The organism is Aeromicrobium sp. SORGH_AS_0981, assembly GCF_031453195.1.
Classification (GTDB): Bacteria; Actinomycetota; Actinomycetes; order Propionibacteriales; family Nocardioidaceae; genus Aeromicrobium.
Genome location: NZ_JAVIZD010000001.1, coordinates 2,064,202 through 2,077,307 on the forward strand (window position 1 = coordinate 2,064,202; position 13,106 = coordinate 2,077,307).

General features: G+C 72.2%; 11 protein-coding genes. 8 read left to right on the forward strand and 3 right to left on the reverse strand.

The window, feature by feature from the left end; all coding sequences use genetic code 11:
• Nucleotides 1-3 precede the first annotated feature (3 nt).
• Nucleotides 4-987 carry a LacI family DNA-binding transcriptional regulator gene (locus QE370_RS10470; RefSeq protein WP_309634319.1) on the reverse strand — a complete coding sequence of 328 codons (984 nt, stop codon included), beginning with the start codon at nucleotides 985-987 and terminating at the stop codon, nucleotides 4-6.
• A gap of 165 nt (nucleotides 988-1,152) precedes the next feature.
• On the opposite strand from QE370_RS10470, the gene QE370_RS10475 reads away from it, so the two are divergent.
• Nucleotides 1,153-2,178 (forward strand): Gfo/Idh/MocA family oxidoreductase, encoded by a 1,026-nt coding sequence (locus QE370_RS10475; protein ID WP_309634320.1) that lies wholly within the window; start codon nucleotides 1,153-1,155, stop codon nucleotides 2,176-2,178.
• 1 nt (nucleotide 2,179) lies between these two features.
• Nucleotides 2,180-2,968: a TIM barrel protein gene (locus QE370_RS10480; RefSeq protein WP_253024346.1), complete on the forward strand. Its 789-nt coding sequence runs from the start codon at nucleotides 2,180-2,182 to the stop codon at nucleotides 2,966-2,968.
• 148 nt (nucleotides 2,969-3,116) lie between these two features.
• Here QE370_RS10480 and QE370_RS10485 read toward each other — a convergent pair whose 3' ends face one another.
• Nucleotides 3,117-4,148, reverse strand: a complete 1,032-nt coding sequence (locus tag QE370_RS10485) for a LacI family DNA-binding transcriptional regulator (protein ID WP_309634321.1) — start codon at nucleotides 4,146-4,148, stop codon at nucleotides 3,117-3,119.
• A 128-nt stretch (nucleotides 4,149-4,276) separates the two neighbouring features.
• On the opposite strand from QE370_RS10485, the gene QE370_RS10490 reads away from it, so the two are divergent.
• The 6 genes from QE370_RS10490 to QE370_RS10515 all read left to right on the forward strand — a co-directional run bounded on the left by QE370_RS10490 (nucleotide 4,277) and on the right by QE370_RS10515 (nucleotide 10,296).
• Nucleotides 4,277-5,491: a phytanoyl-CoA dioxygenase family protein gene (locus QE370_RS10490; protein WP_309634322.1), complete on the forward strand. Its 1,215-nt coding sequence runs from the start codon at nucleotides 4,277-4,279 to the stop codon at nucleotides 5,489-5,491.
• A complete protein-coding gene (locus QE370_RS10495) occupies nucleotides 5,491-6,264 on the forward strand; it encodes an SDR family oxidoreductase (protein WP_309634323.1) in 774 nt (257 codons plus the stop codon). Before QE370_RS10490 ends, QE370_RS10495 begins: the two co-directional genes overlap by 1 nt.
• 153 nt (nucleotides 6,265-6,417) lie before the next feature.
• Nucleotides 6,418-7,005: an ATP-dependent Clp protease proteolytic subunit gene (locus QE370_RS10500; RefSeq protein ID WP_309635255.1), complete on the forward strand. Its 588-nt coding sequence runs from the start codon at nucleotides 6,418-6,420 to the stop codon at nucleotides 7,003-7,005.
• Nucleotides 7,002-7,604 (forward strand): ATP-dependent Clp protease proteolytic subunit, encoded by a 603-nt coding sequence (locus QE370_RS10505; RefSeq protein ID WP_067859031.1) that lies wholly within the window; start codon nucleotides 7,002-7,004, stop codon nucleotides 7,602-7,604. The genes QE370_RS10500 and QE370_RS10505 overlap by 4 nt, the downstream gene beginning before the upstream one ends.
• 133 nt (nucleotides 7,605-7,737) lie before the next feature.
• Entirely contained in the window at nucleotides 7,738-9,012 is a 1,275-nt protein-coding gene (gene clpX / locus QE370_RS10510; RefSeq protein WP_309634324.1) for an ATP-dependent Clp protease ATP-binding subunit ClpX, read from the forward strand.
• Nucleotides 9,013-9,138: 126 nt separating this feature from the next.
• Nucleotides 9,139-10,296 (forward strand): saccharopine dehydrogenase NADP-binding domain-containing protein, encoded by a 1,158-nt coding sequence (locus tag QE370_RS10515; RefSeq protein WP_309634325.1) that lies wholly within the window; start codon nucleotides 9,139-9,141, stop codon nucleotides 10,294-10,296.
• A gap of 184 nt (nucleotides 10,297-10,480) precedes the next feature.
• On the opposite strand, the gene valS is transcribed toward QE370_RS10515, so the two are convergent.
• Complete coding sequence (gene valS / locus QE370_RS10520; protein ID WP_309634326.1) at nucleotides 10,481-13,063, reverse strand: valine--tRNA ligase; 2,583 nt, start codon at nucleotides 13,061-13,063, stop codon at nucleotides 10,481-10,483.
• Between the last annotated feature and the right edge of the window lie 43 nt (nucleotides 13,064-13,106).

Below are 13,106 nucleotides of genomic sequence, written 5' to 3' on the forward strand. Positions count from 1 at the left end.
GCCTCAGGCGGGTGCCGGACCGGTGGTGCTGCGCACCACGAGCTCCGGCGTGAGCACCACGTCGCGGGCGGGCTCACCGGCGAGGAGGCCGAGCGCACCGGCCACGGCGCGCTCGGCCATCTCCCGTGCGCTCTGCGAGACGGTGGTCATGAGGTCCTGTCGCGCGACCGCCAGGCGCGAGTCGTCGTACCCCGTGACCGAGACCTGACGAGGCACGTCACGACGAGCGCGCAGCAGCGCGTCGAGGACGCCCGACGCGCAGTGGTCGTTGAAGGCGACCACGCCCGTCGGGGGCGCGGCCGCCTCGAGCAGGGTGGCCGTGGCCCGGACGCCGTCGCGCTCGGTCGCGCCGCCGGCGAGCACCCACGGGTCGAGGCCGTGGCGCCGGGCGGCCTCGACGAAGCCGCGACGACGCTCCTCGGCACCGGGCGCCGAGCCGCCGTCGACGTGCACCAGCCGGACGTGCCCCAGCGACACGAGGTGGTCGACCGCCAGGCCCACGCCCAGCTCGTCGTCGCCCCGGACGGCGGCGACGCCCGGGGTGCCGCTGCGGCGCGCGACGACGAGGGTCGGCAGGTCGGCGCCGAGCGCCGCGAGCTCGTCGGGGGAGAGGTCGGGCCCGAGCAGGACGAGCGCGTCGCAGCGCTCGCGGCGCAACGCCTGCACCGCCGACCGCTCGTCGCGCGAGGGCGCGACCGCGCTGATCGCGACGGCGTACCCGTGGTCGGCGGCTGCGCCGTACAGGTGCTCGACGAGGTCGCCGTGGAACGGCTGGTGCAGGTCGAACGTGACGCCGAGCAGGCGGGTGTCCGTGCTGCGCAGGAGTCGGGCGCGCTGGTCGGGCACGTACCCGAGCCGGTCCGCGACGTCGCGCACGCGGGCGCGGGTCGCGTCGCTGGCGCCGGGGGCGTCACGCATGACGATCGAGACGAGCGCCACCGAGACACCGGCCTCGCGCGCGACGTCGGCGAGGGTCGTGCGCGCCATCGGTGCTCCTGTCGTCCGGACGTCGAGCGTGCGGGACGGGCGACCCGTTGACGCTGGACGTGGTCACACCCTACCCTTCCCTAGAACGTTCTACTAGAACGTTCTAGCCCCCCCTCGCGGTGTCGTGCGCCGTTCCGGCACTCCCATCCCCTCCGAAGGACCACCATGACCTCCACCCCCGTCCGCATCGCGCTCGTCGGCGCCGGCCGCATCGGTGCGGCCCACGCCGAGACCCTCGCGCGCCGCGTGCCCGACGCGCACCTGGTCGCCGTCGTCGACCCCCGTCCGGGAGCCGCGGCCTCCGTCGCCACACCGCTGGGGGCGCGCGGCGAGACCGAGGTCGACGCCGTGCTCGGCGCCGCCGACGTCGACGCGGTCGTCGTGGCCGCCTCGTCGGTCGCCCACCGCGACCTCGTCGTGGCCGCCGCCGACGCAGGCAAGCACGTCTTCTGCGAGAAGCCGGCCGGCATGTCGCTCACCGAGATCGACGAGGCGCGTCGGGCCACCGCCGCGGCCGGCGTCGTGTTCCAGGTCGGCTTCAACCGTCGCTTCGCCCGCGAGTTCGCGCAGGCGCGGGACCTCGTCGCGAGCGGGGGGCTGGGCGAGGTCCGTCAGCTGCGCTCGCTCACCCGCGATCCCGGACGGGGTCCGTCCGACCCGGACGGCGTCCCTCCCTGGACGATCTTCACGCAGACGCTCATCCACGACTTCGACACGCTCAACTTCCTGAACCCCGGGGCGCGCGCCGTCGACGTCGTGGCCACGGCCGACTCGCTGCTGTCCCCCGGCCACGCGACGCTGCTCGACCACGCCACCGTGGTCGTGCGGTACTCGAACGGCGCCATCGGCACGGCGGAGGCGAGCTTCGCCGCCGTGTACGGCTACGACGTCCGCGGGGAGGTGCTGGGCAGCGAGGGCATGGTCACGATGGGCGAGGGTGCGTCGTCGTCGTTGCGCGTGCACGGGGAGAGCGGTCGGACCGCGAGCACGGCGCACAGCGACACGGAGCTGCTGCGCGACGCCTACACGGACGAGCTGGCCGAGCTGTGCGCGGCCGTCCGCGAAGGACGCCCGCCGGCCGTCGGGGGCGACGAGGCGTTCGCCGCCTTCGCCGTCGCGCAGGCGTGCATCGACTCCGTCACCACCGGCGGCCGCGCGGCCGTCGCCACCAGCGTCCCCCAGGAGGACTGACATGGGCTTCACCCTCGCCATCTGCTCCGAGATGGTCCTGACCGAGCTGCCCCACCTCGCACGGGTCCAGCACATCCACGACGCCGGCTTCGCGGTCGAGATCTGGGACTGGACGCAGAAGGACGCCGAGGCGCTGCGTGCGACCGGCGCGTCGTTTACGTCGATGACCGGCTACGTCACGGGCGACCTCACGACGCAGGACGGCGCCGACGACCTGCTGCGGACCGCCGAGGAGTCGATCCCGTTCGCGCAGGCGATCGGCTGCCCGTCCCTCAACATCCACGGCACGGGCCTGGGGGAGGGCGGCCTGCCGGTGCGGCCCGTCGCGGTCACGACCGGTGAGGACTGGGTCGCGGCGGTGCGCACGCTCGAGCGGGTGGCCGAGCTGGCCGAGCGGCACGACGTCACCTACGTGCTGGAGAACCTCAACACGGCGGTCGACCACCCCGGCACGCCGTTCGCGAGGGCCGCCGACACGCTCGCCCTCGTGCGCGCGGTCGGCAGCCCGCACCTGCGGATGAACCTCGACCTGTACCACGCGCAGATCGGCGAGGGGAACCTCGTGGAGCTCGTGCGCGCGGCCGTCCCGTACACCGGCGAGGTGCAGGTGGCCGACGTGCCCGGACGCTGCGAGCCGGGCACGGGCGAGGTGCGCTGGTCGTTCGTGGCGCAGGCCCTCGCCGACGCCGGCTACACCGGCGTCGTGGCGATGGAGGCGTGGGCGAGCGACCCCTCCGTCGACGGGAGCCGGCGTGCCATGGACGCCTTCCGCGAGGCCTTCACCGTCTGACCCTCACCCCGCGCGACACTCGCCCCTCCCCACCTCCGCGCCCCCACCCCCGCTGAGCGTGACGTCTGCGGGGCGAGTCGACGGGATCTGCCCCCCAGACGTCACGCTCAACGGGGGCTGGTCACGCTGAGCGGGGTGCGGGGCGGGCTCACGGGGTGGTGAAGGCGCGGGGGAGGTTGAACGGCGTCACGACCTGGACCTGCGACGGCACCGACGTCGGCGCGCCGGGGAGGGCGCCGTGGTGCTGCAGGAGGAGGCGGCAGGCCCGACGGGTGTCGGCGCGCAGGTCGTGGTGCAGGGCGTAGTGGACGCGGCGGGTCCGCAGCAGCTCGGTGTTGTCGGCGTCGAGGTCGTGGGCGACGAAGACCTGCGGCGTGCGTCCCACGGCGGCGAACGCGTCGAGCGTCGCGCGGTTGCCGCCGCCCACCGAGTAGACGGCGTCCACGTCGGGGTGGGCGGCCAACGCCTCCCGCACCCCCGCACCCGTGGTCGGGTCGAGGCCGTCGGTGTCCGTCAGGTCGACGACGCGACGGTCCGGCGCCAGGTCGGCCAGCGCGTCGACGAACGCCTCCACCCGCTGCTCCTCGCCGCGGAAGTCGCTGCGGCTCAGGGTCACGAGGACCGCACCCGACTCGGGGGCGGCCTGCGCCACCAGGTACGCGGCGGTGCGGCCCGCGGCCGCGTTGTCGATGCCGACGTACGCCAGACGGCGGCTGCGTGGCACGTCGGTGACCAGCGTGACCACGGGGACGCCTGCGTCGGACAGGGCCGCCACCTCGGCCGCGACGTCGGGGTGGTCAGGCGCCTTCAGCACGACGCCGTGGGAGCGTCGACGTCGGACGTCGCGCAGGGTCGCGACCATGGCACCGACGTCGGCCTCCTCGCGCAGGTGGAACCGCGAGCGCACGACCGCGGGGCGCAGCGACGGCAGCTCGGCCTCCAGCGCCGCGCGCACCGCCGTGCTGAACCGGACGGGCGCCTGCATGACGAGGTCGAGCAGGAACGTGCGCCCGACCAGCCGCAGCTGGGACGCCTGCCGGTCGAGCTCCTCGACGGCGCGCTCCACCTCGGCCACGGTGGCCGCGCGCACGCCAGGGCGTCGGTGCAGCACGCGATCGACCGTGGCCTCGCTCAGTCCGCTCTGCTGCGCGATCTCGCGGACCTTGTGACGGTGGGGCACCCGCGCAGCCTAGTGCGCGCGACCTCTTTCTGAGGTGTTCTTGAGGGGTTTTCGACCCTCCGCGCACGCGTGGACGGACCTAGCGTGGTGCCGTACCCACCCGCCCCGCCCGACCCGAGGAGCCGAGCATGAGTCTCGTCCACCACACCGCCCCTGCCGATCGAGCCGCCGCGCGCCGTGCGCGGTTCACCCCCGACGACGTGCGCCTCGCCGACCTCGTCGAGGTGGTGTCGGAGTCCACGCGTGCCGACGACTACCCCCACGCCGCCGGCGTCGAGCAGGGCGTCGTCGTCTACGCCTCGGCGACGCTGCGCGCTGCCGTCGCGTCGCCCGGGGGCGAGGACGCCGTGCGCGCCGAGCTCGTCCACGCGCTCACCGACGGACCGGGGATCGTCGTGCTCAAGGGCGCCTGGGACGACCACGACGTCGTCGACCGCGCCACGGCCGCCTTCGAGGAGGTCATCGCGCAGGAGAAGGCCGCGGGAGGAGCAGCGGGCGACCACTTCGCCAAGCCCGGTGCCAACGACCGCATCTGGAACGCGCTGGAGAAGCTGGCCGTCACCGACCCCGCCACGTTCGTCGACTACTACGCGAACGACGTGCTGGCCCTCGTGTCGACCGCGTGGCTCGGCCCCGCCTACCAGGTGACGTCGCAGGTCAACGTCGTCCGACCCGGCGGCGTGGCCCAGGACCCGCACCGCGACTACCACCTCGGCTTCCTGTCCGACGAGGTCGCAGCGCGCTACCCGGCGCACGTGCACCTCCTCTCGCCCGTCCTCACGCTCCAGGGCGCGGTCGCGCACGTCGACATGCCGGTCGAGAGCGGCCCGACGCTGTACCTGCCGCACTCGCAGAAGTACGGACCCGGCTACCTCGCCTACCGTCGCGACGACGTGCGCGACTACTTCGCCGAGCACCACGTGCAGCTGCCGCTGGAGAAGGGCGACGCCGTGTTCTTCAACCCGGCCCTGCTGCACGGCGCGGGCAGCAACGTCTCGGCCGACGTGCAGCGCGTCGCGAACCTGCTGCAGGTCTCGTCGGCGTTCGGGCGTGCCATGGAGGCCGTCGACCGGGCCCGCGCGACGACGGCGGTCTACCCGACGCTTCTGGAGCGCAAGGCCGCCGGCTGGTCCGACGCCGCCCTGCGTCGTGTGGTCGCCTCGGTCGCGGAGGGCTACCCGTTCCCGACGAACCTCGACCTCGACCAGCCCGTCGACGGCATGACCCCGCTGTCGCAGGCGGAGATCGTCGAGCAGGCGCTCGCCGCCGGCCGCGACGCCGACCAGGTCGGCCAGGCGCTCGGCGCGTACGCCGCGCGGCGTCGCACGGACGGAGCCGGGTGATGGGCTCCCTCGACGACCGCGTCGTCCTCGTGTCCGGAGGCACCCAGGGCGTCGGTCTCGCCATCGCCCGCGCCGCGCTCCGCGAGGGCGCCCGGGTGGTCGTCACCGGACGTCGCGCCGACGTCGGCGAGGCGGCGGTCGCCGACCTGTCCGCCCTCGGTGACGCCCGGTTCGTGCGCTGCGACGTGGCCGACATCGACGAGTGCCGCGCTGCCGTAAAGGCCACCGTGGCCGCCCACGGCCGGGTCGACGGACTGGTCAACGCGGCCGGGTTCACCGAGCGCGGCAGCGTGCTCGACACGACGCCGGAGATGTTCGAGCAGCACGTCGCGGTGAACCTGCGCGGACCGTTCTTCCTCATGCAGGCCGCGATCGGCGACATGGTCCGCCGCGGCGAGCCGGGCTCGGTCGTCAACGTGCTCACCATGAGCGCGCACGGCGGGCAGCCCCACCTCGCGCCGTACTCCGCCACCAAGGCCGGGCTCGCCGGGCTGACGAGGAACGCCGCCTACGCCCACCGGTTCGACCGCGTGCGCGTGAACGGCGTGAACATCGGCTGGACCGACTCCGACGGCGAGGACGTCATCCAGCGTCGCTTCCACGACGCCGGCGACGACTGGCGTGGGCGGGCCGCCGAACGACTCCCGGCCGGCCGGCTCGCGACGCCCGAGGACGCGGCGGGCATCGTCGTGCTGCTGCTGAGCGACGCGAGCGGGGTCGTCACGGGCTCGGTCATGGACTGGGACCAGACCGTCGTGGGCACGTCGGACTGACCGGGTCGGGGCGCGAGCCGTGTCACGCTGTCAGCGAACAGGGCGTGTTCGCGCGTGTCTCGCGCCCCTTCGCCCTCTAGGGTCGAGAACGTGAACACACCAGACGTCAGCACCCAGCACGGTCCGGGTCCGGACGCGTCGGGCCTGCGCATGATGGCCGGCACCGACGTCGGGCCCTCCGACCTCGACGGCCACATCTACCAGCGCCTGCTGCGCGAGCGGATCATCTTCCTCGGGTCGGAGGTGCGCGACTCCAACTCCAACGCGATCTGCGCACAGATGCTCCTGCTCAACGCGGAGGACCCGAACGCCGACATCTTCCTGTACATCAACAGCCCCGGCGGCTCGGTCGACTCCGGCATGGCCATCTACGACACCATGCAGTTCATCTCCAACGACGTCGCCACCGTGGCCATGGGCCTCGCCGCGTCGATGGGGCAGTTCCTGCTGGCCGCCGGCGCGCCGGGCAAGCGCTACGCCCTGCCGCACGCGCGCATCATGATGCACCAGCCCTCGGGCGGCATCGGCGGCTCCGCGTCGGACATCAAGATCCAGGCGCAGCAGTCCATCCTGCTCAAGAAGCAGCTCAACGAGCTCCAGGCGCAGCACACCGGCCAGAGCATCGAGCAGATCGAGGCCGACGCCGACCGCGACCGCTGGTTCACGCCCGACCAGGCGAAGGACTACGGCTTCATCGACCAGGTCATCAAGAACGCAGGAGAGGTGGGCAAGGGCGCATGAGCTACTACATCCCGCAGTGGGAGGAGCGCACGTCCTACGGGTTCCGGCGCATCGACCCCTACGCGAAGCTGTTCGAGGACCGCATCATCTTCGTCGGCACGCCGATCAGCGACGACGTGGCCAACGCGGTCATGGCGCAGCTGCTCTGCCTGCAGCAGATGGACGCCGACCGCGACATCCAGCTGTACATCAACAGCCCGGGCGGCTCGTTCACCGCGATGACGGCCATCTACGACACGATGCGCTACCTCAAGTCCGACGTGCAGACCGTCTGCCTGGGCCAGGCGGCCTCCGCCGCCGCGGTCCTGCTGGCCGCCGGCACGCCCGGCAAGCGCTACGCGCTGCCGAACAGCCGCATCCTCATCCACCAGCCGTACACCGAGGGCACCGGCGGCCAGATCTCCGACCTGGAGATCCAGGCCAACGAGATCCTGCGCATGCGCTCGCTGATGGAGCAGATGATCGCCGACGCGACCGGCAAGACGCCCGAGGACGTCAGCAAGGACGTCGAGCGCGACAAGATCCTGACGGCCGAGCAGGCCAAGGAGTACGGGATCATCGACCAGGTCTTCGACTCGCTGAAGACCCCCGCCGTCTGATCGACCCGGCGACGCCACGACACGCGCGTGGCGTCGCCGGTTCGCAGGTGGTGGTCCGAGCCGGCCGGTAGTGTGAGGCTGGCGACACGACGTCCGCGTCGTGAGTGTTCGTTCGACGGAAGGGAGCGCGCCCGTGGCACGCATCGGTGAGACCGCCGACCTCTTGAAGTGCTCGTTCTGCGGCAAGAGCCAGAAGCAGGTCAAGAAGCTCATCGCCGGCCCCGGCGTGTACATCTGCGACGAGTGCATCGACCTCTGCAACGAGATCATCGAGGAGGAGCTGGCCGAGGGTGCCGAGCTGAGCCTCGGCGAGCTGCCGAAGCCGCATGAGATCTTCGAGTTCCTCAACAGCTACGTGGTGGGTCAGGACAGCGCGAAGAAGAACCTCGCGGTGGCCGTCTACAACCACTACAAGCGTGTGCAGGCCCAGGCCACGACCGGACGCGCCAAGGACGACGGCGTCGAGCTGGCGAAGTCCAACATCCTCATGGTCGGCCCCACGGGCTGCGGCAAGACCTACCTCGCCCAGACGCTGGCGCGCATGCTGAACGTCCCGTTCGCGATCGCCGACGCCACCGCGCTCACCGAGGCCGGCTACGTCGGCGAGGACGTCGAGAACATCCTCCTCAAGCTCATCCAGGCCGCCGACTACGACGTCAAGAAGGCCGAGACGGGCATCATCTACATCGACGAGGTCGACAAGATCTCGCGCAAGGCCGAGAACCCCTCGATCACGCGCGACGTGTCGGGCGAGGGCGTGCAGCAGGCACTGCTGAAGATCCTCGAGGGCACGACCGCGTCGGTGCCGCCCCAGGGCGGGCGCAAGCACCCGCACCAGGAGTTCATCCAGATCGACACCACCAACGTGCTGTTCATCGTCGGCGGCGCGTTCGCGGGGCTCGAGGAGATCATCGAGCAGCGCAGCGGCAAGGTCGGCCTGGGGTTCAACACCGGCGGCGTCGCGGAGAAGAAGCCCGAGACGGCCCCGGAGAAGCTGTTCTCCCAGGTGCTGCCGGAGGACCTGCTGAAGTTCGGCCTCATCCCCGAGTTCATCGGCCGTCTTCCGGTCATCGCCGCGGTCGACAAGCTCGACAAGCCGGCGCTGGTCTCCATCCTCACCGAGCCGCGCAACGCGCTCACCAAGCAGTTCGTGCGGCTCTTCGAGCTCGACGACGTCGAGCTGGAGTTCACCGACGACGCCTGCGAGGCCATGGCCGACCTCGCGCTCGCCCGCGACACCGGCGCCCGTGGTCTGCGCTCGATCATCGAGCACGTGCTGCAGCCCGTCATGTACGACATCCCCTCGCGCGACGACGTCGCCAAGGTCGTCGTCACCGGCGCCACCGTCCGCGGCGACGAGGGCCCGACCGTCCTCACCCGCGACGAAGTGGCCAAGAAGGCCTCCTGACGGTTCGTCCGTCCGAACGGTTTACCACGGTCCCGTGGTAAACGTCGTCCTCCCGAGGCAAGGATGCCGGGGGAGGACGACGTCTGCCTCGGGAGGAGCGTCCCGCGGCCCGCTAGGGTCGACGTCATGACCGTCGATATCACCCTGTTCGGGGCTACCGGGTTCACCGGCACGCTCACCGCCGTCTACCTCGGCACCCACCTGCCCGAGGGCGGCACCTGGGCCGTCGCCGGGCGCAGCGCCGCCAAGCTGCAGAACGTGGTCGACGAGGTCGAGGCCGCCGGCGGCACGGCGCCCGAGATCGTGCTGGCCGACGTGTCCGACGCCGCCTCGATGCGGGCGATGGCTGAGGGCACACGCGTGCTCATCTCGACCGTCGGTCCGTACGTCCAGCACGGCGACTCCGCCGTCAGGGCGGCCGCGGAGGCGGGCATCGCCTACGTCGACCTGACCGGCGAGCCCGAGTTCGTCGATCGCACCTGGTTGGAGCACCAGGAGACCGCGCTGCGCACCGGCGCGACGCTCGTGCACGCGTGCGGCTTCGACTCGATCCCCTACGACCTCGGCGTGCTGTACACCGTCGAGCAGCTGCCGGAGGGCGTCCCGATCGACGTGAAGGGCTACATCCGCGCCGGGGGCACCGCGTCGGGCGGCACCTACCACTCGGCGATCGGCGCGTTCTCGCGGCTGCGCCAGTCGGCCGCCACCGCCAAGGAGCGCAAGCAGCGTGAGCAGCGTCCGCAGGGCCGCTCGGTCCGCGGCGGCGGCTCGATCGGGCGAGGCGCTGGCGGGAAGGGCTGGGCGCTCCCGCTGCCGACCATCGACCCGCAGGTCGTGCTGCGCTCGGCGCGCGCCCTCGAGCGCTACGGCCCGCAGTTCACCTACTCCCACTTCGCCCAGTTCAAGAAGCTCCCTGTCCTGGCCGGGACCGTGGTCGGGGCGGGCGTCCTGCTCGCGGGCTCGCAGCTCGCGCCGACCCGCAAGGCCCTGTTGAAGCTGCGCGCCCAGGGCGACGGCCCGAGCCCCGAGAAGCGGGCGTCGTCGTGGTTCTCGCTCCGCCTGGTCGGTGAGGGCGGCGGCAAGCGCGTCGTCACGCAGGTGAGCGGCGGCGACCCGGGCTACGACGAGACGGCGAAGATGCTCAGCGAGTCGGCGCTGTGCCTCGCCTTCGACGACGTGCCGAAGGTCGCTGGCCAGACCACCACCGCCGTCGCGATGGGCCGCCCGCTGATCGAGCGCCTCCAGGCCGCCGGCATCCGCTTCGAGACCCTCGAGACCGCCTGACCGCTCGCGCTGACGCCGCGCGTTTCCGTGGGGCCCCACGGAAGCCGGCTCGCCCCCACGCGAACATCCGCCGCGGGAGCGCGTTTGGGTGGGGCCCCACGGAAACCTGCTCGCCCCCACGCAAACATGCGCCGGAAGTGCGCGTTTGGGTGGGGCCCCACCCAAACGAGCACCGGGGAGGGGACTAGTCGGTGGGGGCGAGGGTGGCGTCGGTGACGAGCTCGGTGGTCGAGTCGTCGGCCGACGTCGTCAGCTCACCGGTCACGCGACCCGCGGCCCTGACGTCGTCGACGGCCAGCAGGAGGCGGTCGAGCGACGCCTGCGGTCCGCGGACGGTCACCGCCGTCACCTCGGTGCGCTGGCTCACCTTGGCCACCGACTTCGCGCCGCGGATGCCCGCGAGCGCCTCGGCGGCGGTCGGCAGCAGGGTGACGTCACCGTCGACGGCCACGTCCGCGGCGGTCGGCCACGACGCGCGGTGCACCGAGCCCTCCTGCCACCAGCTCCAGACCTCCTCGGTCACGTAGGGCAGGAACGGGGCGAGCAGACGCAGCTGGGTCGACAGCGCGATCACGAACGTGGCCTTCGCCGACGTCCCGCCCTCGTCGTCGCGGCGAGCACGTTCCTTGACGAGCTCGAGGTAGTCGTCGCAGAAGTCCCAGAAGAACTTCTCGGTGACCTCGAGCGCCGACGAGTAGTCGTACGCCTCGAAGTGGGCGGTGGCCTGCTCGACGACGCGTCCGAGCGCCGCGAGCACCGACCGGTCCAGCGGCTCGGTCACACGCGCGAGGTCGAGGTCGGCGGCGGTCGCGCCGAGACCGTAGTCCTCCGGCGCGGCGAGCACGAACTTGCTCGCGTTGAGCACCTTCATCGCCAGCCGTCGCCCGACCTTCATCTGCGTCTCGTCGAACGGGGAGTCCGAGCCCGGACGTGCGAGGGCAGCGCGCCAGCGGACGGCGTCGGCGCCGTACTTGTCGAGGATCTCGTCGGGCACCACCACGTTGCCCTTGGACTTGCTCATCTTCTTGCGGTCGGGGTCGACCACGAAGCCCGAGAGCGCCGTGTGGCTCCACGGCACCTGCCCGAACTCCTGGTGCGAGCGCACGACGGTCGAGAACAGCCAGGTGCGGATGATGTCGTGACCCTGCGGGCGCAGGTCCATCGGGAACGTGCGCGCGAAGAGGTCGGCGTCGCGCTCCCACCCGCACACGATCTGGGGGGTCAGCGACGACGTGGCCCAGGTGTCGAGCACGTCGGGGTCGGCGACGAAGCCGCCGGCCTGGCCGCGCTGGGCCTCCTCGAAGCCGGGCGGGGCCTGCGACGCGGGGTCGACGGGCAGGGTGTCCTCCGCGGCGAAGATCGGGTCGTCGTAGTCGGGCTGGCCCTCCGCGTCGAGGCGGTACCAGACCGGGAACGGGATGCCGAAGAAGCGCTGGCGGCTGATCAGCCAGTCGCCGTTGAGGCCCTCGATCCAGTTGGTGTAGCGGCTCTGCATGTAGCCCGGCGTCCAGTCGATCTCGTCACCCCGAGCGACCAGCGCGGAGCGCAGGTCGGCGTCTCGCCCGCCGTTCTTGACGTACCACTGCCGGGTGGAGACGATCTCGAGCGGCTTGTCGCCGCGCTCGTAGAAGTTCGCGACGCGCTGCGTCGGCTCGGGCTCGCCGTCGAGGTCGCCGCTGTCGCGCAGGGCCTGCACGATCGCCTCGCGCGCGCTGAACGTGGTCTTGCCGGCCAGCTCGGCCCACAGCTCCTCGCCCGGGCCGCCCGCGACCCACTCCGGCACCTCGCGCAGCACCCGGCCGTCGCGACCGATCACGGTGCGGTTGGGCAGCTGCAGCTCGCGCCACCACTGCACGTCGGTCAGGTCGCCGAACGTGCAGCAGTGCACGATGCCGGAGCCCTTCTCGGGGTCGGCGAGCGTGCTCGGGTGGATCGGCACCTCGACGCCGAACAGCGGCGACGTGGCGGTCCCGCCGAACAGGTGGGAGTAGCGCTCGTCGTCGGGGTGCGCGATGAGCGCGACGGCGGCGGGCGTCAGCTCCGGCCGCGTCGTCTCGACGTGCACGCGGCTGCCGTCGGGCAGGTGGTACGCCACCCGGTGGTAGGCGCCCGGGTAGTCGCGCGCCTCGAGCTCGGCCTGCGCCACCGCGGTCTGGAAGGTGACGTCCCACAGCGTGGGCGCGTCCTGCATGTACGCCTCGCCCCGGCCGACGTTGCGCAGGAAGGCGCGCTGGCTCGTGGCCTGCGCGTCGGCGCCGATGGTCGTGTACGTCTGGCTCCAGTCGACCGACAGGCCGAGGGTGCGCCACAGCTTCTCGAAGACCTTCTCGTCCTCGACGACCAGCTCGTTGCACAGCTCGATGAAGTTGCGCCGGCTGATCGGCACCTGCTTCTTCGGATCCGGCTTGGCGGGCGGGGTGAAGTCGGCGTCGTAGGGCAGCGACGGGTCGCAGCGCACGCCGTAGTAGTTCTGCACCCGACGCTCGGTGGGCAGGCCGTTGTCGTCCCAGCCCATCGGGTAGAACACCTCCTTGCCGCTCATCCGCTGGTAGCGGGCGACGAGGTCGGTGTGGGTGTAGCTGAACACGTGGCCGACGTGCAGCGAGCCCGAGACGGTGGGCGGAGGGGTGTCGATGGAGTACACCTCGTCGCGGCTCTTCGTCCGGTCGAACGCGTAGGTGCCCTGCTCGGCCCATACCCCGCTCCACCGCTCCTCGAGACCTTCGAGGGCGGGCTTGGCCGGGACGCGGTTCTGTGCGGTGTTCACGGGAGGACAGTCTAGGAGGTCGCCCGGCGGGGGTGCCGGGCCG

What these genes read in the sequence shown, in the direction of transcription:
- QE370_RS10470 (WP_309634319.1), bottom strand. Translation starts at nt 987, where the DNA reads ATGGCGCGCACGACCCTCGCCGACGTCGCGCGCGAGGCCGGTGTCTCG.
- QE370_RS10500 (WP_309635255.1), top strand. Translation starts at nt 6,418, where the DNA reads ATGGCCGGCACCGACGTCGGGCCCTCCGACCTCGACGGCCACATCTAC.
- QE370_RS10505 (WP_067859031.1), top strand. Translation starts at nt 7,002, where the DNA reads ATGAGCTACTACATCCCGCAGTGGGAGGAGCGCACGTCCTACGGGTTC.
- QE370_RS10480 (WP_253024346.1), top strand. Translation starts at nt 2,180, where the DNA reads ATGGGCTTCACCCTCGCCATCTGCTCCGAGATGGTCCTGACCGAGCTG.
- QE370_RS10515 (WP_309634325.1), top strand. Translation starts at nt 9,139, where the DNA reads ATGACCGTCGATATCACCCTGTTCGGGGCTACCGGGTTCACCGGCACG.
- QE370_RS10490 (WP_309634322.1), top strand. Translation starts at nt 4,277, where the DNA reads ATGAGTCTCGTCCACCACACCGCCCCTGCCGATCGAGCCGCCGCGCGC.
- QE370_RS10495 (WP_309634323.1), top strand. Translation starts at nt 5,491, where the DNA reads ATGGGCTCCCTCGACGACCGCGTCGTCCTCGTGTCCGGAGGCACCCAG.
- QE370_RS10475 (WP_309634320.1), top strand. Translation starts at nt 1,153, where the DNA reads ATGACCTCCACCCCCGTCCGCATCGCGCTCGTCGGCGCCGGCCGCATC.